Source organism: Nocardia sp. alder85J (assembly GCF_020176955.2).
GTDB lineage: Bacteria > Actinomycetota > Actinomycetes > Mycobacteriales > Mycobacteriaceae > Nocardia.
Genome location: NZ_JAIUCZ020000005.1, coordinates 579153 through 604833 on the forward strand (window position 1 = coordinate 579153; position 25681 = coordinate 604833).

The window sequence follows — 25681 nt, forward strand, 5'->3', positions numbered from 1 at the left end:
GCTCACCTCCTCGTCGACCGCAACCGGGTGCACCGGCCCCCGGTTCCGACGCTACGAGCGCGGATCGGCGGTGTCGACCGGCGCCGCCCCGTACGGCCCGTAGCTGATCTCCGACAGGTAGGGCGGTTCGCCGGGCACGGCCCGGCCCCGGCCGGTGTGCAGATCCTCGGACGTGCTGAGGGCGGCCAGGATCAGGATCGCCAGCGAGGCGACCAGCGGTTGCACCACCAGCGCCGGACCCGCGTGCAGGACAGGCCAGGTGATGCCGAGCAATTTCCCGCTGAAGCCGCCGTCGACGGTGGCGGCCACCTCGACGACGGTGTGCAGGACGGGATCGGACGGTCGGGGGTGCGCCAGCCGCGCGACCGTCTCACCGACCCACACCATCACGCCGGTCCCGATCAGCGAGCCGAGCAGAACGCCGGCCTCCAGCAGCGGACCGCGCAGCCGGCGGGCCAGCCGCCAGGCGCCGACCGCGCACAACAGGCCGGTGGCCGCGGCGAAGGCCAGGAACATCGCCATCGCGTCGAAGCGATGCGCGCTCTCCCCGGTCAGCGGAGCGCCGTGTTTCGAGTCGACGACCAGCGCCTTCTCATAGGGCGCGAGCACTCCCCAGGCGATCCCGGCGACCGCGCTGACCAGGATCACGGCGAGGGCGACCAGGGCGGCGGCACGCAGATCGTCCCGCCCGCCCAGCTGTGCGGCGGCGCTTCGGCCCGGCATCAGCGCGGATCCAGGCTCTTCGAATCGATCTGCCCGTGCCGGGAGCATTTCGCCCACCAGCCGTCGGGACTCACCTGCACGATCATCCGGCGGCCGCACTGCGCGCAGTAGCGCGGCGGCTCCAGTCCGAGCGCGGCGGCCGCGGGCACCGGACCGGACCCGTCCGCCGTGACGGCGGCACCCGTGAACGGGTTGTAGCGCGCGGCATGCGGCGTCTCCGCATCCATGTTCACGACATCCATGTCCACGACCACCTCACTGACTCCCGCAGCTGCGCCGGCTGGCTGAGACAATACCCGAACAATATCGGGTCCTCCGGCAGCATCGCTGTCGGAGGGTTTCGACAGCATCGCTGTCACAGGGTTTCGTTGAGCGCCTTGATCGGCATCTTCAGATCGGCCAGCAGATCGATGTCCGCCTCGGCGGGCCGGCCCAGCGTGGTCAGGTAGTTGCCGACGATGACGGCGTTGATACCGCCGAGGATGCCTTGCTGCGCACCGAGATCGCCGAGGGTGATCTCGCGGCCGCCGGCGAAGCGCAGGATGGTGCGCGGCAGCGCCAGCCGGAAGGCGGCCACCGCCTTCAGCGCCTCCGACGCGGGCAGCACCTCCAGATCGCCGAACGGGGTGCCCGGCCGCGGGTTGAGGAAGTTCAGCGGCACCTCGTCGGGCTCCAGTTCGGCCAGCTGCGCGGCGAATTCGGCGCGCTGCTCCAGGGTTTCGCCCATGCCGAGGATGCCGCCGCAGCACACCTCCATGCCCGCGTCACGGACCATGCGCAGGGTGCCCCAGCGCTCCTCCCAGGTGTGCGTGGTGACCACGTTCGGGAAGTGCGACTTCGCCGTCTCCAGGTTGTGGTTGTAGCGGTGCACGCCCATCGCGGCAAGCCGGTCGACCTGGTCCTGGTTCAGCATGCCCAGCGAGCAGGCGACCTGGATGTCGACCTCGTTGCGGATCGCCTCGACACCGGCGGCGACCTGGGCCATCAGCCGCTCGTCGGGCCCGCGCACGGCCGCCACGATGCAGAATTCGGTGGCGCCGGTCTTCGCGGTCTGCTTGGCGGCCTCGACCAGGCTCGGGATGTCCAGCCAGGCGGCGCGCACCGGCGACTGGAAAAGACCGGACTGCGAACAGAAGTGGCAGTCCTCGGGGCAGCCGCCGGTCTTCAGCGAGATGATGCCCTCGACCTCGACCTCCGGGCCGCACCACCGCATCCGCACCTCGTGCGCGAGCGCGAGCAGCTCCTCCAGCCGGTCGTCGCCGAGCCGCAGCACCTCGAGGGTCTGCTCACGGGTGAGCCCGACGCCCTGTTCGAGCACTTGCTCGCGGGCGATGCCGAGAATGTCGACAGCGGTCTCGACGGGTGCCTGGGTCATGCGCGTGAATCCCTTCGTCCGACCGGCGGCCGTGCAACTTGAACGGCGTTCAGGAGTGTTGAACGGTGTTCAGGTTAAGGTAGGGAACCAAGTGGCGTCAATCGGGACAAGGAGTGGCCGTGGCGAACGTGCAGCTGCACCGCGCGGATGTGATCGACGGGGCCGTCGCCATTCTCGATCAGTACGGCCTGGCCGACCTCACCATGCGCCGGCTGGCGACCGCGCTGAGCGTGCAACCCGGCGCGCTGTACTGGCATTTCGCGAACAAGCAGGCGCTGCTCGGCGCGGTCGCCGACCGCATCCTGGCGCCGATGGAGGAGCAGCTCGGGCCCGGCGAGTGGACCGCGCAGCTGAGCGTGCTCGCCCATCGGCTGCGCTCGTGCCTGCTCGCCTACCGCGACGGCGCCGAACTGGTCTCCTCGACCTACGCCTCCCGGCTGACCACCAGCAAGGGCCGCGAACGCATGGCCGGCGGCCTGATCCGGGCCGGCATGACCCGGGAGGAGGCCGATCTGGCCGCCTACACGCTGCTGTACTACGTGCTCGGCGAGGTGGTGGACGAGCAGTCGCGGATGCAGATGGACTCGGCGGGCGCGCTGCCCGACGAATCGTCGCCGCTGTACGAGAACACCAGCGCCACCGAACGTTTCGACTTCGGTCTGCAACTGTTCCTGGGCGGCGTGCGGCATCTGCTGGGCGCCCGGGTGCGCTAGCGGGCCTGCCCGGTGGTCAGCTCCTCGCGCTGTTCCAGCCGCACGAACGGCACGACCTGCTGCGCGATCACCTCGTTGTACTCGCCGGGCTGCTGAATCGGGTCGGCATGTCCGGTCCCCCGGGTCAGCACCACCAGCAGGGTGCCGCCGACCCCGCCGACGGTATCGATCAGCACGCGATGGGTGTACTCGTCGTCGACGATCGGATCACGATCCGGGTCGTGCGGCCGGATGAACACGATCGCGGGCCGCGGTTTGCCGTCCACCCGCCGATCCATCGCTCCCAGATCGCCGATCGCGCCACCGGCCACGATCGCCTCGAACTGGGACTCGATCAACCCGTTGCTCGCGACATCTTCATTGAACAGCTTCTGCCACAGCACATCCGCGGCGGTCCGGGCGAATCGGTCTCCTCGGATCCCCGGCGGCTCCGACGAATAGTCGACGAAATTATCACGCCGGGAATACATTTCGGCGAGCAGCCGCAACGTCCGGCTCTCCCGCGCCCCCGGGATCCACCCCGTCCAGCGCAGCAGTTCCTCCCCCTGGTTGCGGCTCTCCGGACGAACGGCGTTCAGGTTCACCGGAGTACAGTCCAGCATCACCGCGGTGAGCCGCTTCGTACTACCGGTGTACAGGTGCCGCCCGACCTCCAGCGCGATCACCCCGCCCATGCTGTGCCCGACCAGCACCACGTTGTCCACGTGCGCGGCATCGGTGACCTTGACGATCAGATCACCGATCACCTTGGTATCGATACCGCTGTTGTCGTACCGCACCGACCACACCGACCCGAGCCCGGCCAGCGACGGCAACGCGCGGACGGTGTCCCGGGAATCCAGCGCCCCCAGCCCGACCAGATCGAACACGGCGGTATCGCGCATCCGCGGATCCGCGGCCGGCGTGACCGGCAGCACCGCCGGCTCGGTACGCGCCAGCCGCGCCCGTTGCGGAGCCACGTCCCCGGCCGTGTACGCCGCACAGACGCATCCCAGCAACAGCGGAATCACCAACGCCCGCAGCAACACCCGGCGCGTCCGCCCCCACCGCACCCACCCGTGCCCGAACCTGGTCTCGGCCAGCCGGGCCCGCCGCCGCGCATCGTCGTAATCCGCGACGCTGGTGGAAGCCCACTGGTCGAACAGCACCTCATCCAGGGTAGGACGTCCGCCGTCACCGCCGGGGAACCGCACCCCGGGCCGCGAGTCGCCCGAGTATCCTGCCCACCCGGGTCGCCCGCGGTTCGCTACGCAGGCACTCCGCCGGCGCACACCCGCCGAACATCCGACCCGGAGGAGAGATTCGCCACTCGAGCCGAGTCGGCCGCTACCTCGGGGCAGCCGCCCGGTCCCGGATCGCACGCGCGGCGATGCGGGCCCGTCTGTGCCGAGACCGCATGCAGCAGGCTCTCGGTCCCTTCGTGGCCTCACCCCCGAAGCCGTTCATCCGGCGTGTGTCCGGCCACTTCCTCAGGATCACAGCACGTTTCGGTGCCGCGCGGTGACCTCAGGTCAAATACCGGGCAGCCCAGCCGGAATCGAACCAGCTCGGGGCGGCGGCGGCGAAACGTGTGCCGTCCCAGCGGCCGACGCCCTCGGGAACCGTGCCGACCAGGTCGACGCCGGTCACGGCGGGTAGGTCGGTGCGGTTGCATTCGGCGGCGAGATCGGGTGCGGCGGGCCAGGATCCGATCACCAGGCCCGCGCACGCGATGCCTGCCGCGGTGAGAGCGCGGACGGTGAGTTCGCTGTGGTTGAGGGTGCCGAGCCCGGCGGCCGCGACCACCAGCACCGGTGCGCCGAGTTTCACGGCCACGTCGACGAGCGTGAATTCGCCCAGCCGGACCAGTAATCCACCGGCGCCCTCCACCAGGGTGAGGTCCGCGTCGGCCAGGGAGTCGATGGCGGCGATCGTCTCGCCCAGGGTGAGCAGTGGCTGCCCGGCCCGGCGGGCGGCGGTGTCGGGGGCGAGCGGATCCGGGTAGCGGACCGGCTCCAGGGTGCGATCCACGCCGGACAGCCGCCGCACCTCGGCGAGATCGCCGGGTTCGCCGGGGGCGACACCGGTCTGGGCGGGCTTGCACACCGCGACCGTGCGTCCCGCCGCGCGGGCGGTCGCGGCCAGGGCGGCGGTCACGATGGTCTTGCCGACATCGGTGGACGTACCGGTGATGATCACGGTGCTCATGCCGCCACCGCCTGCCGGGCGTCGGCGAGCACGTCGGTGAGCACCGTGGCGATGACACCCATCTCGGCGTCGGTGAGGTCGGCGCGGGCGGTGATGCGCAGGCGGGAGGTGCCCTCGGGGACCGTCGGGGGGCGGAAGCAGCCGACGCTCAGGCCGCGTTCCCGGCAGGCCACGGCGGCCTCGTAGGCGACCTGCGGGGCGCCCAGCACCACCGAGACCACGGCCGAATCCGGTTGCGGGACACCGGCGATGCGGGCGATCTCGGTGGCACGGGCCAGGACCCGCCCGCCCATCGCCGGATCCGCGCGCAGCAGGCGCAGCGCGGCGTGGGCGGCGCCGACCGCGGCCGGGGCCAGGCCGGTGTCGAAGATGAAGGTGCGGGCGGTGTCGATCAGGTGGGCCCGGACCCGTTCGGTCGCGAGTACCGCACCGCCTTGTGCGGCAAGGGCTTTCGACAGGGTGGCGGTCACCACGACGTCAGGCTCACCGGCCAGGCCGGCCTCGTGCACCAGGCCGCGGCCGTAATCGCCGCGCACGCCGAGGCCGTGCGCCTCGTCGACGATCAGCACCGCGCCGTGCGCGCGGGTGACCCGGTGCAACTCCACCAGGGGTGCGAGATCGCCGTCCGCGCTGAACACCGAGTCGGTGAGGACCAGGGCGCGCTCCTCGGTGCGGCCGCCGAGCAGCCGGTCCACCGCGGCCACGTCCCGATGCGGGGCGATCTCGACCCGGGCCCGCGACAACCGGCAGGCGTCCACCAGCGAGGCGTGGCTCGCGGCATCCGAGATCACCAGGCTGCCGCGCCCGGCCAGCGCGGTCACCGCGCCCAGGTTGGCCGCGTATCCGGAGGCGAACACCAGTCCGGCTTCCGCACCCACGAATTCCGCCAGGTCGGCCTCGAACTGCTCGTGCGCGGTGGTGGTGCCGGTGACCAGTCGCGATCCGGTCGACCCGGTCCCCCATGTCCGCACCGCCTCGATCGCCCCCGCGATCACGTCCGGATGCTTCGACAGCCCCAGATAGTCGTTGGAGGCCAGGTCGATCAGCCCGGTCTGCGGCGTCCGGGCCCGCAACTCCCGCCGCAACCCGGCCCGCACTCGTTCCTCGGCCCGCTCGTCCAGCCAACTCAACGGATCAGTCACAGGTAGGGAGCATACTTGAACACCGTTCAAGGGCAACCCCCCGGCAGCTCCGCCTCAGGTGCGGGCGGCGGCGACCACGCCCGCGGTGATCCGGGTGATGTCGTCGGGGGTGCTGATGAAGGGGGGCATCGTGTAGACGAGGTTGCGGAACGGTCGCAGCCAGACGCCCGCTTCGACCGCGGCGTGGGTGGCCTTGCGCATGTCGACCGGGTGGCCGAGTTCCACCACGCCGATCGCGCCGTGCACCCGCACGTCCACCACACCCGGAACATCGTGGGCGGCAGCCAGTCCCGTGCGCAGCCCGGCCTCGATGCCCGCCACCTCGGCGGCCCAGTCGCGGGAGCGCAGCAGTTCCAGCGAGGCGACGGCGACCGCGCATGCCAGGGGGTTGCCCATGAAGGTCGGGCCGTGCATGAGTCCACCGTGGGCGGCGCTGATCGTCTCGGCGACGGCGGTGGTGCACAGGGTGGCGGCCAGGGTCAGATAGCCGCCGGTGAGCGCCTTGCCGACGCACATGACGTCCGGGCCGACCCCACCCTGTTCGGCGGCGAAAAACGTTCCGGTGCGGCCGAATCCGGTGGCGATCTCGTCGAAGATCAGCAGTACGCCGTGGTCGTCACACAACCGGCGCAGGTCGGCGAGGTAGCGCGGGTGGTGGAAGCGCATGCCGCCCGCGCCCTGCACCACCGGTTCGACGATCACCGCGGCGGTCTCGCCGGCGTGGGCGGCGAGCAGTCGTTCCAGGTCCGCCACGTAATCGGGGTCGTATTCGGCGGGTGGTACGGGGGCGAAGATCTGGTCGGCCAGCACGTCGGTCCACAGCGAGTGCATGCCGCCCTCGGGATCGCAGACGCTCATGGGGGTGAAGGTGTCGCCGTGGTAGCCGCCGCGCCAGGTGAACAATCGCCGCTTCTCCGGCCGGCCGAGCCCCCGCCAGTACTGGAGGCACATCTTGACCGCCACCTCCACCGACACCGAGCCGGAATCGCAGAGGAACACCTTGTCCAGGCCCTCGGGGGTCAGCTCCACCAGCAGTTGCGACAGCCGCACCGCCGGTCCGTGGGTGAGGCCGCCGAACATCACATGGCTCATCCGCTGCGACTGGGCCAGCAGCGCCGCGTCCAGGACCGGGTGCCGGTAGCCGTGCACGGCGGCCCACCAGGAACTCATGCCGTCGACGAGTTCGCGGCCGTCGGCGAGGGTGAGCCGGGTGCCGGCCGCGGACGCCACGATCAGCGGTTCGGTGCTCGCGGGGAATCCGCCGTAGGGATGCCACACGTGAGCGGCGTCCAGGGCGGTGATCTCGGCGGGGGTGAGGGGCACGGGAAGTCCTTCGCACAGGCGGCTTGAACGGCGTTCAAGTTACCACTCGACCGGCCACGGCCCGCTCGCGGCCGGGCCGCGCCGAAAGACGGCGGGCGGGGCGGGCCGCTGTTAATCTTTGACGCAGTCAAAGAATTTCACACCCAGGCGACGACACACCGGAGATCCGAGACGCCGCGCCCCGAGCACCGGGATCCGTCGATGAGCACCGTGCGCACGTCCGCCGACCAGGACAGCACCACCCCTGACAGCGGCGCCACAACTGGCAGCGCCCCACTAGACAGCGCCGCCCCACCAGACAGCGCCGCCACACTCGACAGCGCCGCCACCTCGGACAGCGCCCCGCCGGACAGTAGCGCCGCTCACGACCGCCCCGGAACAGCCGTCGCCGAAGCGGATATCGCGACTGTCCGCGCCTTCAACCGCCGCTACACCCGGCTCATCGGCGCGCTGCACGAACATCTGGTCGAGACCGCCTTCTCGCTCACCGAGGCCCGGATCATGTTCGAGCTGGCCACCTCCGGACCCACCGAGGTCGCCGGACTGCGCCGGGACCTGGACCTGGACCCGGGTTACCTCAGCCGCATCCTCGCCCGCTTCGAGGAACAGGGCCTGGTCGCCCGGCAGCGCTCCGAGCGGGACGCGCGCCGCCAGGAGGTCCGGCTCACCGCGGCCGGCGCCACCGCCTTCGCCGAGCTGAACGAGCGCTCCCGCCGCGATGTGGTCGACATGCTGGCCGGGCATTCCCCCGCCGACCGGACCCGGCTGATCGAGGCCATGCGCACCATCGGCGCCGTCCTCGATCGCAGCGCCACCCCGGCGCTGATCCTGCGCGAACCCCGCCCGGGTGAATACGGCTGGGTGATCGCCCGCAACGCCGCCCTCTACGCCGCCGAATTCGGCTGGGACGGCAGCTACGAGACGCTGGTGGCCCGGATCGTGGCGCAGTACCTGGACACCCGCGACCCGCGGCGCGAGCGCGCCTGGATCGCCGAATACGACGGCGCCCCCGTCGGCGCGGTGTTCTGCGTGCGCGAGGACGACACCACCGCGCGGCTGCGGCTGCTGCTGGTCGAACCGTCCGCGCGCGGGCTCGGGGTCGGCTCCGCCCTGGTCGGCGCCTGCCTGCGCTTCGCCGCGGACACCGGTTACCGCAGCGTCGTACTGTGGACCAACGACATCCTCGCCTCGGCCCGCCGCATCTACCAGCGCGCCGGATTCGCACTGGTCGACTCGGAGCCGCACCACAGCTTCGGGCGGGATCTGGTCGGCCAGACCTGGCGGCTGGAACTGCCGGACGCGGATATCTCCCCGGTCACCGCCGGGTAGCGATGTGATCGATGTCGCGTTTCGTCGACGAAACGGCCACGACCTGGTATTTCACCCGGACGGCGGGGACATAGCGGATTCGCCGATCGGCGGCACTCCCGCCCCACCCGTCTCGCCCTCCCCGGGGATACGGTTAGTGTCGAAGTATGGTCCTGCCCGAACCCCCCGGTGCCGTGGCTCCGCTGGGCGTATGGCCCGGCACCGCCTATCCCCTGGGCGCGACCTACGACGGAGCCGGCACCAACTTCTCGGTGTTCTCCGAAGTGGCCGAGCGGGTGGAGTTGTGCCTGATCGACCCCCATGGCGGCGAGACGCGCGTACCGCTCGACGAGGTCGACGGCTACGTCTGGCACGCCTACGTGCCCACCATCGCCCCCGGCCAGCAGTACGGGTTCCGGGTGCACGGGCCGCACGACCCCGAGCGCGGATTGCGTTGCGATCCCAGCAAACTCCTGCTCGATCCCTACGGCAAGGCGTTCACCGGGCGGATCGACAACCATCCCGCGCTGTACACCCCCGGCGAGGATTCGCTGGGGCACACCATGACCGGCGTGGTGATCAACCCGTTCTTCGACTGGGGGCACGACCACCCGCCGAAGCACTCGTACCACGAGACAGTCATCTACGAGGCCCACGTCAAGGGCATGACGATGACCCATCCCGCGGTACCGCCGGAGCTGCGCGGCACCTACGCGGGCATCGCGCACCCGGCGATCGTCGACCATCTGAAAGCGCTGGGCGTCACCGCGATCGAGCTGATGCCGGTGCACACCTTCGTGCACGACCGGACGCTGGTGGAGCAGGGCCTGCGGCAGTACTGGGGCTACAACAGCGTCGGTTATCTGGCCCCGCACCACGAGTACGCGGCCGATCAGCGGGCCGGCGCGGCCGTCACCGAATTCAAGGCGATGGTGCGCGCCCTGCACGCCGCCGGCATCGAGGTGATCCTCGACGTCGTCTACAACCACACCGGCGAGGGCAATCAGCGCGGCCCGACGCTGTCGCTGCGCGGTATCGACAACGCCGCCTACTACCGGCTGTCCGAAGAGGACCCGGACTGCTACGTCGACTACACCGGCACCGGTAACAGCCTCAACGTGCGGCACCCGCACACCCTGCAACTGATCATGGATTCGCTGCGGTACTGGATCCTGAACATGCACGTCGACGGTTTCCGCTTCGACCTGGCCGCCACCCTGGCCCGCGAATTGCACGACGTGGACCGGCTTTCCAGCTTCTTCGACCTGGTGCAACAGGATCCGGTGGTGAGCCAGGTGAAGCTGATCGCCGAACCGTGGGACATCGGCGAGGGCGGTTATCAGGTCGGCAATTTCCCGGTGCTGTGGACGGAATGGAACGGCAAGTACCGCGACACCGTGCGCGACTACTGGCGGGGCGAACCGGCCACCCTGGGCGAGTTCGCCTATCGGCTCACCGGCTCCTCCGACCTCTACGAGGCCACCGGCCGCCGGCCATGGGCCAGCATCAACTTCGTCACCGCGCACGACGGTTTCACGCTGCGGGACCTGGTGTCCTACAACGAGAAACACAACGAGGCCAACGGCGAGGACAACCGCGACGGCGAGAGCCACAACCGGTCCTGGAACTGCGGTGTGGAGGGACCCACCGACGATCCCACGGTACTCGCGTTGCGGGACCGGCAGAGTCGCAACCTGCTCGCGACACTGGCGCTGTCCCAGGGCATCCCGATGCTGCTGCACGGCGACGAGATGGGCCGCACCCAGCAGGGCAACAACAACACCTACTGCCAGGACTCCCCGCTGTCCTGGATGGACTGGACGCTGGCGCAGAAGAACGCCGACATGGTCGAATTCACCAAGGCCGCACTGGCGTTGCGGGCCGCGCATCCGGTGTTCCGCCGCCGCCGGTTCTTCGACGGCCGCCCCACCGCCGATCGCCGGCCCACCGTCGACATCGCGTGGCTGACCCCGGCGGGCACGGAAATGACGGATTCCGACTGGGATTCCGGTTTCGGCCGCTCGCTGGCGGTATTCCTGAACGGCGAGGCCATCGTCGAACCGGGGCCACGCGGGGAACGAGTGAGCGACGATTCGTTCCTGCTGTGCTTCAATGCCCATGACGAGCCGATGGGGTTCACGCTGCCGGGCACGGGATTCGGCCTGCAATGGTCGGTGGCGCTGGACTGCTCGGCTCCGACCGGGCACGCCCCGGCGGATCACGACGCCTCGGCAACGGTCGAGGTACCCGCTCGCTGCCTGCTCGTTCTCCGCCGTACCGCATGATCGACACCGAGATGACAGACACCCCACCACGACAGGACACCGCATCGCGCCCCGAGTCCCGGCTCGGGGCGCCCGCTCGCCGGACCACCGTCCGCAGCACCTACCGGCTGCAACTGCGGCCGGACGCGCTGACGCTGGCCGATGCCCGCTCGGTCGCCGAATATCTGCAACAGCTGGGCGTGTCGCATCTGTACCTGTCGCCGATCATGACGGCCATGCCGGGCTCCACCCACGGCTACGACGTCACCGACCCCACCACGGTGTCGGCCGCCCTCGGTGGCCCACCGGGACTGAAGGCGCTGTCGGACGAGGTGCGCAGCCGCGGCATGGGCCTGATCGCCGATCTGGTGCCCAACCACGTCGGCGTCGGCGACGCCCGGCACAACCCCTGGTGGTGGGATGTGCTGCGCAACGGTAAGCAGTCGGCGTTCGCGCACTTCTTCGACATCGACTGGACGCCGGGTAACGGCGCCGGCGGCCGGCTCGCGCTGCCGGTGCTCCAGAACGACAACGACCCCGCGGCCCTGACCGTCGACCGCAGCGGCGCGGAACCCATGCTGGCCCTGCACGATCTGCGCTTCCCGATCGCGCCGGGCACCGACGGCGAGAACGCGCTGCGCATCCACGACCGCCAGCACTACCGGCTGGTCAGCTGGAAGGCCGGCGTCTGCACGTACCGGCGGTATTTCGCGGTGTCGAGCCTGGCGGCGGTGCGGCAGGAGGATCCGGCCGTCTTCGACCTCACCCACCGGGAACTGGCCGCCTGGTGCGAACACGACCTGATCGACGGCGTCCGGGTGGACCACCCGGACGGACTGTCCGATCCCGCCGGATATCTCGCGCGACTGCGCCGGTTGATCGGCCCGCGCCGGTTGCTGCTGATCGAGAAGGCGCTGTCCAATCGCGAACCCCTGGACGCCACCCTGCCGATCGACGGCACCACCGGCTACGACGCTCTCGACGAACTCGGTGGCGTCCTGCTGGATCCGGCCGGGGAAGCGCCGCTGACCGAGCTGTCCAAACGCTTCCTGGGGCACGGCAGCGATCGGGAGTGGTTCTGCGACACCGAACATCGGATCAAGCGCGCGGTCGCCGAGAAGCTGCTGGTACCCGAGGTGCGGCGGCTGGTGGCGGCGGTCAAACGCGACGGCGGCGGCTCCGACACCGTGCCGATCAGCGATCTGTCGCTGACCAACGCCACCATCGAGGTGCTGTCGTTCATCCCGGTGGCGCGCACCGACTACGCCCCGCTGGCCGGAATGATCGGCGCGGTGGTGGCCGAGGTGGCCAAGCGCAACAGCGAACTCACCGCACCGCTGTCGATGCTGGTGACGGCGCTGGCCGCCGGGGGCGAGGCGGCCCGGCGGTTCCACCAGGTCTGCGGCGCGGTGGCGGCGAAGGCCGTCGAGGACACCATGTTCTACCAGGCCGCCCGGCTGGTGTCGTTGCAGGAGATCGGGGGCAATCCGGACCGGTTCGGGCGCTCACTGCTGGACTACCACCTCGCCAATGCCGCACGGGCGCAACGCTGGCCGGCCACCATGACGACGCTGTCCACCCACGACACCAAGCGCGGTGAGGACGTCCGCGCGCGCATCGGGGTGCTGTCGCAGGTCGCCGAGAGCTGGGCGCAGCAGGTCGACGGCTGGCTGGAGCGCAGCCCCGCCCCGGACCAGGCGACCGCGTTGTTCCTGTTGCAGAACATGTTCGGGGTCTGGCCCGCCGACGGGCGCCCCGGGTCGGAGGTACCGGGGCTGCGCGATCGACTGCATCGGTTCGCGGAGAAGGCCGTTCGCGAGGCCGGCACCCGATCCTCCTGGGAGGAGCCGGATCCGGAGTTCGAGACGGCCCTGCATCGGTGGCTGGACGCGGTGCTGGACGGCGGCGTCGGCGTCGAGATGGGCACGCTGGTGCGGCAACTGGCGCCGCACGCCTGGTCGGATGCGCTGAGCCAGAAGCTGCTCCAACTGTGCGGGCCGGGCATCCCGGACGTGTACCAGGGCACCGAGCTGTGGGAGGACTCGCTCGTCGACCCGGACAACCGCCGTCCGGTGGATTTCGGGCAGCGCCTGGCGATGCTGCAATCACTCACCGGCACACCGGAAGTGGATGCCTCCGGGTCCGCCAAGATGTGGATCGTGGCGTACGCGCTGTGGTTGCGCCGGGAACGCCCGGACTGCTTCGTCGGCGGCAGTTACACCCCGATGTTCGGGCGCGGCGAGCACGCCTCGCATCTGATCGCCTACGGCCGCGGCCCGGCCGGGGAGCCGCCGCAGATCATCGTGGCCGCCACCCGGCACAGCGCCGCCCTGGCCGACACCGGCTGGGCCGACACCACCATGGACCTGCCCAACGGCAGCACCTGGACCGACCGGCTCACCGGGCACACCTTCCAGAGCGCGGCCCGGATGGAGAAACTGTTCGCCCGCCTGCCGGTCGCGCTGCTGGTCCGCTGAAACACCGTGCCGCCGCGGCACTTGCGGACCGGATCCGCGGTGACCGGCAGGCGGCGGTCCGGTCCCTCCGGGGCCGGAACCCCCGGATGGGCCCGGCCGGCCCGTCGCCGGGGCACCCGGCCCGGGTACGCCGGACCGGGTTCCGCGAGCAGCGAATCAGGTGCGCGCGGGTGCGGGCAGTTCCACCGGGCTCACGACGGTCGGCCGCGGCGGCGGGTCGAACGCCTCCGGGCCGGGTACCCGCACGGTCGGTGGCGTCCCGTCCAGTTCCCGTTCCCAGCGCCGCACGTTCGGCGGGTCGTACTCCGGTCCGGTGGTGACGCTGGAGGACAGGTAGATCTTGCGGTCGTCGGGGGTGTCCAGCCGCCGCCACGCGTCCCGGTAGAACCGCGGATTGCCCGGATTCACCAGCAGGCCCAGCAGATTCAGCAGGCGGTAGCCGACGGTCAGCGTCTGGTTCGGCAACGCCGGGCCGGTGCCGGTGGCCGGGCGGTCCCCGCCGTCGCCGGACACCGCCCCGGCCGCGGCGTCGCCGGCCGGTGTGCCGAATATCCGCGCGAGCCGACCGGCGTCGAATTCCAGCCCCTGCACCTGCGCCTCGCGGATCATCCAGCGCAGGGTGGTGTCCGACAGCCGGGAGTCGGCGTTACCGCCGCCGATGTCGCCGTGGCAGCCGGTGAACCACACCTGCTCGACCCGGTCCGGCCGCTGCCGCCGCACCCCGTCCTCGTCGGTGATCTCCCACAGGCAGGGTTGGTAGACCCGCCGCCGCTCGTCGATGGCCAGCGCCTGCCGGGCGCAGTGCACGATGGGTGACAGCCGCAGATCGTGGAACCGATAGCGATGCGTGGTGATGCCGGGCACCCCCATCGCACCCACGGTGTCGAACACCCCGAGGAATTTGATCGGCACCGAGGGCGTGCAGTACCGCTCCCGGAAGGCGGCCCATTCCGGCGGATCCGGATCGTCCGGATGCGCCTTGCGTTCCCGGTAGATGGCCAGCGCCTGCGGATACGCCTTGTCGATCAGCGCGTCCGGGGTCAGCAGGCCCAGCCGGTTGATCATGCCCGCGAGACTGCGGGCGGTGAAAGCGCCGCGGCTGAAGCCGAAGATGAAGATCTCGTCGCCTTCCTCCCAGTTCAGCGCGACCTGCCAATACATCGTCGCCAGTGCGGCGTCCAGGCCCAGCCCGAACGCGCCGCCGAGCCATTTGTCCAGCCGGTACCCCCGGGAACCGGGACCGTCGGTGTAGAAGACCCGCTGGCCCACGTGCTCCCCCGTGTCGCGGGAGGTGCTCAGCCGCACCGACTCCGCGATCTTCACGATGTTCGACACCGTGGGGTTGCTCTCGGTTCCCCACGTTCCGTCACAACACACCACCAAACGTTTCATACCCCGATCCTCCCGCCGTGAGCCGTCCGAAACCTGCGTAGCGTGCTACTCGAATAATCGCAGCGGCGGTATCGGTTCGTTATCGATCGGTACGATTCAGCGGTGTAGCGAACCGCGGGCACGAGGGGCGCGCCAGTGGTAGCGCAGTGCCAGCAACCGGAACGCGATGGCGCCCGCGGCCGCCGGCAACGCGGTCCAGCCGCGATACCAGTGCTCGTGCAACAGGATCGCGGTCAGCACCGAGCCGAACAGCGCCGGGATGGCATAGAGGTCGGTGTCCGGGCGCAGGATCGCCGGCGACCGCTGGGCGAGCACGTCCCGGACGATGCCGCCGCCGACCGCGGTGACCAGGCCCAGCAACGCCGCCGAGGGCGCGCCGAGCCCGTGTTCGAAGGCCGTGCGGGTACCCAGCACACAGAACAGGCCCAGACCGACCGCGTCGGCGATGTCGAGCCACCGGGTCAGCCGCAGCCGCCGGGTCCGCCGGTACCACCGCCCGGTCTCCCGTGGCGGGCGCCACAGCGCCACCATCGCCGCGGCCAGCAGCGAGGTGTACAGGTAGCCGAGATCGGTGAACGCCGCCGGCGGCACCCGGCCGATGATCAGATCGCGCAGCACACCCCCGCCGAGCGCGGTGGCCACCGCCAGCACCGCGAGGCCGAACACGTCGTAGTCCTTGCGCACCGCCAGCAGCGCGCCCGAGACGGCGAAGGCGAAAACCCCTGCGATGTCCCCGATCTGCTGCACCAGGTCGACCGCGGACTCCATCCGCATCGCGATCACCGCCACGGTTCCGGCCGGCCCCGGCCCGCGATCGTCACGCCGGCGCCTCCTTCTCCGTTCGCCTCCGATCAGCGATCCACAGGCAAACTACACTGCCCGGCGACGTGACCTTCGCCACGCGACGCGCCGCGTTCCTGCGACGACCGCACAGCGGCTCCGAAACCTGTCGGGGGTGAGGCATACTCTCCAGTCGTGTCAGCCTCGTCGGGATCTTTCGTTCACCTGCACAACCACACCGAGTACTCGATGCTCGACGGCGCCGCGAAGATCACGCCCTTGTTCAAGGAAGCGCAGCGCCTGGGGATGTCCGCGGTCGGCATGTCCGACCACGGCAACATGTACGGTGCCTCCGAGTTCTACAACACGGCCAAGAAGTACGGCGTCAAACCCGTCATCGGCATCGAGGCGTACATCGCGCCCGGCTCGCGCTTCGACACCAAGCGCGTGCAGTGGGGCGACCCGAGCCAGAAGAGCGACGACGTCTCGGGTTCCGGCGCCTACACCCACATGACGATGGTCGCCGAGACCGCCACCGGCCTGCGCAACCTGTTCAAGCTGTCGTCGCTGGCGTCCATCGAGGGCCAGCTGGGCAAGTGGGCGCGGATGGACGCGGACATCATCGCCGCGCACGCCGAGGGCATCATCGCCACCACCGGCTGCCCCTCCGGCGAAGTACAGACCCGGCTGCGGCTCGGCCACGACCGCGAGGCGCTGGAGGCGGCGGCCAAGTGGCAGGAGATCTTCGGCAAGGAGAACTTCTTCCTCGAGGTGATGGACCACGGCCTGTCCATCGAGCGGCGGGTGCGCGAGGGCCTGCTCGAGATCAGCCGCACCCTGGACATCAAGCCGCTGGCCACCAACGACTGCCACTACGTCTTCGAGACCGACTCGTCCAATCACGAGGCGCTGCTGTGCATCCAGACCGGTAAGACGCTCTCGGATCCGGCCCGGTTCAAGTTCGACGGCACCGGCTACTACCTCAAGTCCGCCGACGAGATGCGCGCGATCTGGGATGCCGAGGTGCCCGGGGCCTGTGACAGCACCGTCGAGATCGGCGAGCGGGTCCAGCCCTACGACGACGTGTGGTCGCACCGCGACCGGATGCCGATCTTCCCGGTCCCCGAGGGCGAGACGCAGTCGTCCTGGTTGCGCCGCGAGGTGCTGCGCGGGCTCGACCGGCGCTTCCCCGACGGCCCGTCGCAGGAATACCTCGACCGCGCCGACTACGAGCTCAACGTCATCATCGAGATGGGCTTCCCCGCCTACTTCCTCGTCGTCGGCGACCTGATCACCCATGCCCGCGAGGTCGGCATCAGCGTCGGGCCGGGCCGTGGTTCGGCGGCCGGCTCGCTGGTCGCGTACGCGATGGGCATCACCAATATCGACCCGATCCCGCACGGCCTGCTGTTCGAGCGGTTCCTCAACCCCGAGCGCGTGTCGATGCCCGATATCGATATCGACTTCGACGATCGCCGCCGCGGTGAGATGGTCCGCTACGCCACCGAGAAGTGGGGCACCGACCGAGTGGCCCAGGTCATCACCTTCGGCACCATCAAAACGAAAGCGGCGCTGAAGGATTCGGCCCGCGTACAGTTCGGCCAGCCGGGTTTCGCGATCGCCGACCAGATCTCGAAGGCGCTGCCGCCGCCGATCATGGCCAAGGACATCCCGCTGTCGGGCATCATGGATCCCGAGCACGAGCGGTACAAGGAGGCCGCCGAGGTCCGGGAGCTCATCAACACCAACCCGGACGTCGCCAAGATCTACGAGACCGCCCGCGGCCTCGAGGGCCTGATCCGCAACGCCGGCGTGCACGCCTGCGCGGTCATCATGTCCTCCGAACCGCTGATGGACGCGATCCCGGTCTGGAAGCGCCCGCAGGACGGCGCCATCATCACCGGCTGGGACTACCCCTCCTGCGAGGCCATCGGCCTGCTGAAGATGGACTTCCTGGGCCTGCGCAACCTCACCGTCATCGGTGACGCCCTGGAGAACATCAAGGCCAACCGCGGCATCGATCTCGACCTGGACCGGCTGCCGCTGGAAGATCCGCCCACCTACGAACTGCTGGCCCGCGGCGACACCCTGGGCGTGTTCCAGCTCGACGGCGGTGCCATGCGAGATCTGCTGCGGCGCATGCAGCCCACCGGTTTCGAGGACATCGTCGCGGTGCTCGCGCTGTACCGCCCCGGCCCGATGGGCATGAACGCGCACAACGACTACGCCGACCGCAAGAACAACCGGCAAGAGGTCACACCGATCCACCCCGAGCTCGAAGAGCCGCTGAAGGACATCCTGCGCGACACCTACGGCCTGATCGTGTATCAGGAGCAGATCATGCAGATCGCGCAGAAGGTCGCCGGTTATTCGCTCGGCCGCGCCGACATCCTGCGGCGCGCCATGGGTAAGAAGAAGGCCGAGGTGCTCGAGGCCGAATTCGAGGGCTTCGAGAAGGGCATGCTGGAGAACGGCTTCTCCAAGCCCGCCATCAAGGCGCTGTGGGACACCATCCTCCCGTTCGCCGGCTACGCGTTCAACAAGTCACACGCGGCCGGCTACGGCCTGGTGTCGTTCTGGACGGCGTATCTGAAGGCCAACTATCCGGCCGAGTACATGGCGGGCCTGCTGACCTCCGTCGGCGACGACAAGGACAAGGCCGCGGTGTACCTGGCCGACTGCCGCCACCTCGGCATCCAGGTGCTGCCGCCGGACGTCAACGAATCCGAGCACAACTTCGCCTCCGTCGGCAACGACATCCGCTTCGGCATGGGCGCGGTCCGCAACGTCGGCGCGAACGTGGTGGCCTCGATCATCTCCGCCCGCAAGGAGAAGTCGAAGTTCACCGACTTCTCCGACTACCTGAACAAGATCGACGCCGTGGCCTGCACCAAGAAGGTCGCCGAATCGCTGATCAAGGCAGGCGCTTTCGACTCGCTGGGCCACCCCCGCAAGGGTCTGCTGCTGGTGCACTCCGACGCGATCGACGCCGTGATGTCCACCAAGAAGGCGGAGGCGATCGGCCAGTTCGACCTGTTCGGCGGCCTCGACGACGCCGACGACTCGGTCTCCAGCGTCTTCGACGTCAAGGTCCCCGACGAGGAGTGGGAGACCAAGCACAAACTCGCCCTGGAGCGGGAAATGCTGGGCCTCTATGTCTCCGGCCATCCGCTCGACGGCGTCGCGCACGTGCTCAACGCGCAGTCCGATACCCAGATCCCCACCATCCTCGGCGGCGACATCAAGGACGGCACCCAGGTCACCGTCGGCGGTATCTTCGCCTCGGTCACCCGCCGCATCAACAAGAACGGAATGCCCTGGGCCTCGGCCCAATTGGAGGACCTCTCCGGTGGCATCGAGGTGCTGTTCTTCCCGCAGTCGTACTCCGCCTACGGCATGGACGTCACCGAGGACGCGGTGGTGCTGGTCAAGGCCCGCGTCTCCGCCCGCGACGACCGCATCTCCCTGATCGCCAACGATCTGGTGGTCCCCGACCTGTCGCACATCGGTGTCGAGAAACCGCTGTCGGTCATCATCCCGACCCGCCTGTGCACCCCCGACAAACTCGGCGCCCTCAAACGCGTCCTGTCCAGCCACCCCGGCACCGCCGACGTCCACATCCGCCACGTCGGCTCCCGCGAGAAGACCACCCTGCTGAAAGTGTCCGACAATCTCCGGGTCTCGCCGTCGTCGGCGTTGATGGGCGATCTGAAGGCGCTGCTGGGGCCGGGCTGCCTGGCGAGCTGAGCCGGCGCTACCTCGGCGCCAGCCCGGTGATGGTGCCGGCTGTGAGCAGATGCGCGGTGACCGCCGCATTCATGGTGTCCACGACCTGGTTGAAGGCGTAGTTGATCATGGATTCGTAACCGGCGGCCTTGCCGTCGCCGGATCGGATCGAGTCGTTGATGTTGTCGGCCAGGGTGACGAGGTTCTTCCTCGCCGTCGTGATGTTGGCCTTGGTGGTATCGACCTGACCGACCAGCGCATTGTCCAACCGCATGAAGGTCTGGATGCTGGTGCGCAGATCATCGGCGGTGATTTCGTATTCCTTCACGCCACTACCGGTGAGCGGTGGCGGCGTCGAGACCGACGAGGGTATCGCCGTCTGCGGTGCCCGGCCGCTGGAATCCGGATGGCCGAGGTTGCGCCAGTGCGCGGCCAGCAATGCGGCCAGACTCGCGTACCACGTGCGCATATTCGCGGGCATCAGATTCGGCTGGAACAGGAAGCCCTGTGCGGTGGCGCCCGCGACCTTCTCGTTCAGGTCGTCGACCGAACCACCGATCCATACGCCCGCGTTCCGGTCCGCGATGGTGTGGTCCATCTGCGATCGCCACTCGTCGAGCCCGTGGTTGATGCCCAGCACCGACAGGGATCCGACGGCTCCCGAGAGCAGACCGTTGGCCAGACCTTCGACACCCAGACCCGCGAGACCGGCCCCGGCCAGCGAGCCCGGCGCGCCCGCCGAGGCGAAGCTGATCATGGCATGAGCGAGCGCGGTACCGGCATCCTCGTGGTCACCGACCATGCCGCCGATCATCTGCCCCACGGCGGCGCCACCACCGCTGAACAACGCCTGGCCCATCATGGCGCCGGCCACCTCGCCGCCGAACGGGTCGATCATCCCGCCCACCGCCCCGCCGACCAGGGTGCCGGCGATGCTTCCGATTGTTCCCCAACGCATTGCTATGTCCCGGAGTGGATGCGCGACACCATCAGTAAGCTCCCATCAGCGTCGGCCGTCGAGGGTCGAACCCTGGAATCATACCTCGTCCCACCGGGCAGCAACGCCGAGCCGGGACGAACCTGGACAAGTCTGGATCCGACGGGGTGGTTCACGTCACCCGTCTGAAGGCCAGTGCGATCACGGCACTGTCGTAGGACTTACCGTACGAATGGAATCTGGCGTCCGACTGATGAATGACGCGCATGGGATCGGTCTCCCGCCGAGCGTCGGTGAACTCCATGTGGTTGCCACTCAGCCAGCTGTCGGTCTCCTCGACATAGCGTCCGTAGTCGAAGTTGCAGATGCCGGGCCCTTTCCCGCCGAAGAGATCGCTCGACATATCGACCTGAGCCGTGGCCGGATCCGGGGCGAACGCGCGCGGATTCGGGTCCGTGTCGACCGTGCGCCAATGTCCATGGGAGTCGACCAGCACCTTCCCGTCGGCGCCGTAAGCATAGGCCTGCCCGGAGTAGAAGTGCTTGGCATACATGACCACGTCCCAATCCGCGGGACTGCCGCTGGGTAATTGCTGATCCACCCCCCGTAGCCTGCCGAGCACCGGATCCGCTGCGACCATGGCGAGAAAGTCTTCTCTGGTGGCGGGTCGCTGCGCCAAGATTTCCTCGAACCGATGTTTGTAACCCAGCACCGTTTCCTTGGTCCGCTGACCGTGCTCCAATTTGGCCGCCGTCCGCATATCACCCCATGCGGACTTGTCCTGGGCATTCAGATTCTTTGCCAGATCCTCCGCCGCCTGCTCGTATCTGGCCGCTTCGGACCGGTAGTAATCCACCCTGGCCTGGATATTGCGGATCTCCGGTGAATCGTCCCCGGCACCGGGAACCTGCCGCGCGGCCGCCAATTCGGCCGTCGCCTCGCGGAGCCATCGGTTGTACTGGTTCATCCCCTCGTTCGCCCGCTCCAGCGGACCGAGCACACGCTCGAACTCGTACGGCGAGTAGTGCGTCCCGGGATCACTGAAAGCCAGATTCATCGGCGGACTGTGCCCGTCCCGGCCGATGCTCAGCATGGTCACACCGATACATCCACGGTCCAGCGTCCTGAGCTCGATGGGGAACAACTTCCGGCCGAGCTTGTTCTCCCACATCTCGATGAATTCACTCTTCAAATAGGTCTGGCGGGGACCGTCGAGCTCCGGCATGAATTCGCGATCCCGCCAATCACCTTCGACCTGGAGTTCTCCCTCTCGTACGCCTCGCAGTTCCCCCAGATCCATGGTCGTCTCGGCCGGGCTCTCCGCGGCGGGGGACTCCTCGGCCGGAGCCGTCTCGGCCGGGCTCTCCTCGGACCGGACCGTAGCGGCCGGAACCTCTTCCGCGGCAACTCGATCGATCCGCGGCGGCACCTCACCGGCGCGTTCGGGCGATACCGTCACCTCACGGCCCGGACCACCGGCCCTGCCGCCGGGCGCCGCCATCTCCCCCGGCTCGCGTACCGGCACCTCCGCGGATCGGCCACGCGGCCCGCCTTCGCCGACAACCGGTCCCTCGGCCTCCCTCAGTACCGGCTCACCGGTCCGCGTCACCGGTTCACCGTCGCGCGTCACGGGCTCACCCTCACGGGTCACCGACTCACCCTCACGCGTCACCGACTCACCCTCACGCGTTACCGGCTCACCCTCACGGGTCACCGACTCACCCTCACGCGTCACCGACTCACCCTCACGGGTCACCGGCTCACCCTCACGCGTCACCGACTCACCCTCACGCGTCACCGACTCACCGTCGCGCGTCACGGGCTCACCCTCACGGGTCACCGACTCACCGTCACGGGTCACCGACTCACCCTCACGGGTCACGGACTCACCCTCACGGGTCACCGGCTCACCCTCACGGGTCACCGGCTCACCCTCACGGGTCACCGGCCCACCGTCCCGCACCACCGGTACACGGCCCTCTTCGCCAACGCGCGCGTTCGGAGGTAGGCCGGTCGGGTCCCGGGGTACACGCAGGGCCGATCCGTCCGGGCCGTTCGGCGAACCCTCGGGAAATGCGATCCGCTCACTGCCCGGGGGCGGTGGCGGCCCGCTCGGCCCGTGCACGCGCAAGGCATGTGGCAGCGTGCCGATCACACCACCGACGATCCCGGGCAGCAGATTCTTCCAACTGAAATCCAGCGAACCGGTGAAAGGCGCGATGGCCACCACACCCGCCACGGCACCCGCCCCGCCGCCGATCGCTGCGCCGGTGAAACGCACGACCGCCCGTCCGAGAAACGGTGAGTGCGCCGCATTCCGCGCAGCAGCGCCCGAAACCCGTCGATCCATCCCCGCGATCGCCTTGCCGCCGAAGAATTCACCGGCCATTCCTGCCGCGCCCCCCGACACCACCCCCAATCCGATTTCGCGCCAATCGAAATCACCCCATCGGCGATTTCCCTGGACCATCTGCACGGTATCGGCGGCCGCCGGAATGAGACCACCTTGTACGGCACCGAGGGTGGCCCCTTTGAACAGCACCATTTTCCCGAGCCGGGCCGCGGCCGCCCGAGCGCCGTCACGTCCCAGGTTCGCGACCAACTCCCGGACCGCAGCGCGAATGGTCATCCGCGTCGCGGCGGTTTGTGCCACGCCCTCTGCCTCACCGATACCCGGTGCGAACGCATCGACCGCCAGTTGCGCCACCAGCGATCCGGCGATCACGTACTTCGTATATTCCGTGTACAGAGCATTGTTGAGCAATTGTTCGCCGAGGCTGTAGCACGCATTGGCGGCGGTGTGGAGATCACCGTCCAGATCGATCCCGTGCGCCGCGAGGGCCGTGCCGGTCTCGCCGGCGATGACGGCCAGCGCTTTCTGCCGGGCGGCACCGGTCAACTCGGCCACCTGGGCGATGACGTCACCGAGTTCGATCCACGCGTGCCCCACGCGCCGCATCGCGTCCTCGTCGCCCTCCGGCATGGGCCCCGCTACCGCGGCAACCACCCAGGCCGGTACCTCCGGCGGCATCGTGAATGTCATCGGACGATCCGGCGCCGCAGCCTTGGCATCATCAGAAACACCACCATGGATCGTGATGCGGCACCCGAATTCACCGGGACGGCACGCTGCGGATTCCCTCGTACCGATCGAATCCGTGACAACCCACACCGGATTCGAAGAATGGCGCCGAACTCCACCGAGTGTGCGGCGCCTCACCGATCAGTCGGAAACACGCACCCACTCGGCATCTCGTACCAGGTACCGGCGACCGGTGCCATGCATGGCCTCACTCAACTCGTTGTGCAGGTCGGCATCGTCGCCCTCCGCGATCAGAGTACCCGAAACCCTGAAGGTAGCGTCGATGTCGCCGGGCGGCCATTCACCGAGACCGGCGATATGGACGAGAGCCCTGGGCCCGCACCACAGTACGGCGCCGTCCTCGGAGTTGTCGGCAACACCGAACAAGATGATCGGCCCGTCGATGTACTGCTCGAAGTCCATTGTCTCCCGGCCGTGACTGCGAATGTGTCGTCACCGCAGCGTACTCCCGGATCAGCGATGACTTCGTCCGACGCTGTCGTGACGAGCCGATATTCGCTCATTCGGTCTCGGATTCGTCGTCGGGTGCGGTCACCGCCTCGGAGGTCCCGGCGGCCGCGGCGACGATGTCCCGGATCCCTCGCAGGCTCGGCGCGCCCGGGAACAGATCCGGCAGATCCGGCAGCGCGTCGGCGGTTTCGGTGATGGGAGAGACGATGTCGGCACGTTGTTGCTGGGCGAGGGCGGCCGCCGACCGTGCGGCCTCGGTGATCGATCGGGCCAGTCGCCCGGGGGTAGCGGCCTGGTACGCGTTCGAGGCCAGCCGGACCTCGACCACGATCCCGTAGGCATCCACGACGACCTCGGCCAGTCGGTCCGCCGACCATGCGGACGACCGGGAGCGGGACAGCCGCTCGACGACACCCGGCAGATCCTCGCGCTGCTGATCGAGACCGTCGAGCAGGGAGTCGACGAGTCGCTTCATCTCCGCGGTGGCCGCTTGGAGTTCGGTCGTGTCCGGCCGGTGGTATTCGGGCATCGGTCATCCTTCACGGGTCGTGCGGGCCGCAGGATCGGGGACAGTGCGACCCGGCGTCGACCAGGGAGTACCGCGAGGGCGCGCACCATCCGGCCGGGCCGCCGAGATACGTTGGGCAGGCTGAGTTTTCGCGTCCTGGATCGCATCGTACTCGAGGTTCTCGAGCGGCTGCGGACTCGCCGCCGACTCCGCGCCGGCCTCCGCACCCGGCTTCGGTTTCGGCTTGCGCTCGTCCTTGTCCTTGCGGCGACGGCCGGGCCCGGGGTGGGTCCAGGGGCTGCGCCGCGGTGCGCCGGCCTCCGCACCGGTGGACGTGACGGCGGGAGCCGCGGGCACGGACCCATTCGTGTCGTTCGAATCGAGATCGCCGACGCCGGTGGACGATTCGCCGACACCCGGGGACGATCCGGACAGCGCGGCGGCCACGACGCCGCCCGAGGTGGGCCGACTCGTGCCCGGCCCCGAGGTGACGGCGTCGTCCGCGGTCGCGGCACGCGGCGAATTCCGGTTCTCACCACCCGGTTTCACCGCGCCGGGCTCGACGCCGGACCCACTGCCGCCGGGGACCGAACCATCCGGTGCCCCGGACGAATTCGACGTTCCGGAGGCGGGCGGCGCGGCACTGCGTCCGATCGGAGCGCGCGACCCGGGAACATCGGAATTCGGTGTCGCCGTCACCTGCCCGGGTCGCGCGCTCGTCGTGATCGGATATCCGGAATTCGGCGGGCTCGTATTTCCCGTGGTCTCCGGTTGCGACGATCGGCCCGGCCCGATCGTCACGGGCGTGGCACCGGGAGCGCCGCTGCCGGGCGAGGCCGGAGTGCCGTCGCCGGCCCCACGGCGGACCACACTGCCGTTGGTGTTGTCCTGGTTGTCGAAAGAGTCTGCGGCGGTACCGAGTTTGCCGCCGGTCCGTTGCAGGATCTGAATCAGATTCGCCACGTCCTGGACGGTCCTGTCGGCGTCCGGCTGATAGGTCCGGGCGAATTGCCGACCGGCGTCATCGGCACCCCAGCACTGCCCCTCGGTGGCGAGGACCGATTGCAGCCGCGACAGCGCGGCGGACAACTCAGCGCCGGCCCCCTGGAATGTGGGTGCCTGCGCGGCGAGTTCCGCAGGGTCGACTGCGAACGTGTCGGCCATATCCGGTCCCGCCCGGTCACGCGGAGGGCGGTTGTCGACGGGCGTACTCGACCCTGCCCCTGTTCTCGGCTCGGTCGAACCATACCGCAGGTCACGCCGGAAGCGACGA

Annotated in this window: 19 protein-coding genes; 5 read left to right on the plus strand and 14 right to left on the minus strand. The window is 69.3% G+C overall.

The genetic code is table 11. The features are described 5' to 3' along the window. Positions 1–51: 51 nt before the first annotated feature. The 3 genes from LBW94_RS22485 to bioB all read right to left on the minus strand — a co-directional run bounded on the left by LBW94_RS22485 (position 52) and on the right by bioB (position 2098). The gene (locus LBW94_RS22485; RefSeq protein ID WP_225053050.1) at positions 52–723 is read right to left on the minus strand and encodes a hypothetical protein; all 672 of its coding nucleotides are present in this window, start codon (positions 721–723) and stop codon (positions 52–54) included. Beyond that, positions 723–965: a hypothetical protein gene (locus LBW94_RS22490; protein WP_225053051.1), complete on the minus strand. Its 243-nt coding sequence runs from the start codon at positions 963–965 to the stop codon at positions 723–725. Before LBW94_RS22490 ends, LBW94_RS22485 begins: the two co-directional genes overlap by 1 nt. A gap of 113 nt (positions 966–1078) precedes the next feature. Further along, complete coding sequence (gene bioB, locus LBW94_RS22495; protein ID WP_225053053.1) at positions 1079–2098, minus strand: biotin synthase BioB; 1020 nt, start codon at positions 2096–2098, stop codon at positions 1079–1081. A 128-nt stretch (positions 2099–2226) separates the two neighbouring features. Here bioB and LBW94_RS22500 point away from each other — a divergent pair, with 128 nt between their 5' ends. Next, entirely contained in the window at positions 2227–2811 is a 585-nt protein-coding gene (locus LBW94_RS22500) for a TetR/AcrR family transcriptional regulator C-terminal domain-containing protein (protein WP_225053277.1), read from the plus strand. On the opposite strand, the gene LBW94_RS22505 is transcribed toward LBW94_RS22500, so the two are convergent. From LBW94_RS22505 to LBW94_RS22520, 4 genes are all read right to left on the minus strand, one after another. Next, positions 2808–3959: an alpha/beta fold hydrolase gene (locus LBW94_RS22505; RefSeq protein ID WP_225053055.1), complete on the minus strand. Its 1152-nt coding sequence runs from the start codon at positions 3957–3959 to the stop codon at positions 2808–2810. The two genes, LBW94_RS22500 and LBW94_RS22505, sit on opposite strands and share 4 nt — an antisense overlap. 358 nt (positions 3960–4317) lie before the next feature. Further along, on the minus strand, positions 4318–4998 hold the full coding sequence (gene bioD, locus LBW94_RS22510; protein ID WP_225053056.1) for a dethiobiotin synthase: 681 nt from the start codon (positions 4996–4998) through the stop codon (positions 4318–4320). Then, positions 4995–6140, minus strand: coding sequence for an 8-amino-7-oxononanoate synthase (locus LBW94_RS22515; protein ID WP_225053058.1), 1146 nt, complete (start codon positions 6138–6140; stop codon positions 4995–4997). Before LBW94_RS22515 ends, bioD begins: the two co-directional genes overlap by 4 nt. A 54-nt stretch (positions 6141–6194) precedes the next feature. Beyond that, entirely contained in the window at positions 6195–7463 is a 1269-nt protein-coding gene (locus LBW94_RS22520; protein WP_225053060.1) for an adenosylmethionine--8-amino-7-oxononanoate transaminase, read from the minus strand. A gap of 201 nt (positions 7464–7664) precedes the next feature. Between LBW94_RS22520 and LBW94_RS22525 the strand changes: the two genes are divergently transcribed. The 3 genes from LBW94_RS22525 (at position 7665) to treY (ending at position 13512) form a co-directional block, all read left to right on the plus strand. Then, the gene (locus LBW94_RS22525; RefSeq protein ID WP_225053062.1) at positions 7665–8792 is read left to right on the plus strand and encodes a bifunctional helix-turn-helix transcriptional regulator/GNAT family N-acetyltransferase; all 1128 of its coding nucleotides are present in this window, start codon (positions 7665–7667) and stop codon (positions 8790–8792) included. A gap of 146 nt (positions 8793–8938) precedes the next feature. Next, positions 8939–11056, plus strand: a complete 2118-nt coding sequence (gene glgX, locus LBW94_RS22530) for a glycogen debranching protein GlgX (RefSeq protein ID WP_225053063.1) — start codon at positions 8939–8941, stop codon at positions 11054–11056. An 11-nt stretch (positions 11057–11067) separates the two neighbouring features. After that, entirely contained in the window at positions 11068–13512 is a 2445-nt protein-coding gene (treY, locus tag LBW94_RS22535; RefSeq protein WP_225053065.1) for a malto-oligosyltrehalose synthase, read from the plus strand. 156 nt (positions 13513–13668) lie between these two features. Here the strand turns inward: treY and LBW94_RS22540 are convergent, their stop codons facing one another. Next, a complete protein-coding gene (locus LBW94_RS22540; protein ID WP_225053067.1) occupies positions 13669–14904 on the minus strand; it encodes a DUF2235 domain-containing protein in 1236 nt (411 codons plus the stop codon). A 96-nt stretch (positions 14905–15000) separates the two neighbouring features. After that, positions 15001–15678: a trimeric intracellular cation channel family protein gene (locus LBW94_RS22545; RefSeq protein ID WP_225053069.1), complete on the minus strand. Its 678-nt coding sequence runs from the start codon at positions 15676–15678 to the stop codon at positions 15001–15003. 201 nt (positions 15679–15879) lie between these two features. Here LBW94_RS22545 and dnaE point away from each other — a divergent pair, with 201 nt between their 5' ends. Beyond that, positions 15880–19431, plus strand: a complete 3552-nt coding sequence (gene dnaE / locus LBW94_RS22550; protein WP_225053071.1) for a DNA polymerase III subunit alpha — start codon at positions 15880–15882, stop codon at positions 19429–19431. 7 nt (positions 19432–19438) lie between these two features. Here dnaE and LBW94_RS22555 read toward each other — a convergent pair whose 3' ends face one another. The 5 genes from LBW94_RS22555 to LBW94_RS22575 form a co-directional block, all read right to left on the minus strand. Beyond that, positions 19439–20368, minus strand: a complete 930-nt coding sequence (locus tag LBW94_RS22555) for a hypothetical protein (RefSeq protein WP_225053073.1) — start codon at positions 20366–20368, stop codon at positions 19439–19441. Between the two features lie 151 nt (positions 20369–20519). Beyond that, positions 20520–23390: a hypothetical protein gene (locus LBW94_RS22560; RefSeq protein ID WP_225053075.1), complete on the minus strand. Its 2871-nt coding sequence runs from the start codon at positions 23388–23390 to the stop codon at positions 20520–20522. A gap of 180 nt (positions 23391–23570) precedes the next feature. Beyond that, positions 23571–23852, minus strand: coding sequence for a hypothetical protein (locus LBW94_RS22565; protein WP_225053076.1), 282 nt, complete (start codon positions 23850–23852; stop codon positions 23571–23573). Positions 23853–23949: 97 nt separating this feature from the next. Then, positions 23950–24429: a YbaB/EbfC family nucleoid-associated protein gene (locus LBW94_RS22570; protein ID WP_225053078.1), complete on the minus strand. Its 480-nt coding sequence runs from the start codon at positions 24427–24429 to the stop codon at positions 23950–23952. 3 nt (positions 24430–24432) lie between these two features. Further along, positions 24433–25572 carry a WXG100 family type VII secretion target gene (locus LBW94_RS22575; RefSeq protein WP_225053080.1) on the minus strand — a complete coding sequence of 380 codons (1140 nt, stop codon included), beginning with the start codon at positions 25570–25572 and terminating at the stop codon, positions 24433–24435. Positions 25573–25681 lie beyond the last annotated feature (109 nt).

Excerpts from the sequence above, each read along its gene's own strand:
- LBW94_RS22485 (WP_225053050.1), bottom strand. The coding sequence starts at position 723 with ATGCCGGGCCGAAGCGCCGCCGCACAGCTGGGCGGGCGGGACGATCTG.
- LBW94_RS22490 (WP_225053051.1), bottom strand. The coding sequence starts at position 965 with ATGGATGTCGTGAACATGGATGCGGAGACGCCGCATGCCGCGCGCTAC.
- bioB (WP_225053053.1), bottom strand. The coding sequence starts at position 2,098 with ATGACCCAGGCACCCGTCGAGACCGCTGTCGACATTCTCGGCATCGCC.
- bioD (WP_225053056.1), bottom strand. The coding sequence starts at position 4,998 with ATGAGCACCGTGATCATCACCGGTACGTCCACCGATGTCGGCAAGACC.
- LBW94_RS22525 (WP_225053062.1), top strand. The coding sequence starts at position 7,665 with ATGAGCACCGTGCGCACGTCCGCCGACCAGGACAGCACCACCCCTGAC.
- glgX (WP_225053063.1), top strand. The coding sequence starts at position 8,939 with ATGGTCCTGCCCGAACCCCCCGGTGCCGTGGCTCCGCTGGGCGTATGG.
- treY (WP_225053065.1), top strand. The coding sequence starts at position 11,068 with ATGACAGACACCCCACCACGACAGGACACCGCATCGCGCCCCGAGTCC.
- LBW94_RS22540 (WP_225053067.1), bottom strand. The coding sequence starts at position 14,904 with ATGAAACGTTTGGTGGTGTGTTGTGACGGAACGTGGGGAACCGAGAGC.
- LBW94_RS22545 (WP_225053069.1), bottom strand. The coding sequence starts at position 15,678 with ATGCGGATGGAGTCCGCGGTCGACCTGGTGCAGCAGATCGGGGACATC.
- LBW94_RS22555 (WP_225053073.1), bottom strand. The coding sequence starts at position 20,368 with ATGCGTTGGGGAACAATCGGAAGCATCGCCGGCACCCTGGTCGGCGGG.
- LBW94_RS22560 (WP_225053075.1), bottom strand. The coding sequence starts at position 23,390 with ATGACATTCACGATGCCGCCGGAGGTACCGGCCTGGGTGGTTGCCGCG.
- LBW94_RS22565 (WP_225053076.1), bottom strand. The coding sequence starts at position 23,852 with ATGGACTTCGAGCAGTACATCGACGGGCCGATCATCTTGTTCGGTGTT.
- LBW94_RS22570 (WP_225053078.1), bottom strand. The coding sequence starts at position 24,429 with ATGCCCGAATACCACCGGCCGGACACGACCGAACTCCAAGCGGCCACC.
- LBW94_RS22575 (WP_225053080.1), bottom strand. The coding sequence starts at position 25,572 with ATGGCCGACACGTTCGCAGTCGACCCTGCGGAACTCGCCGCGCAGGCA.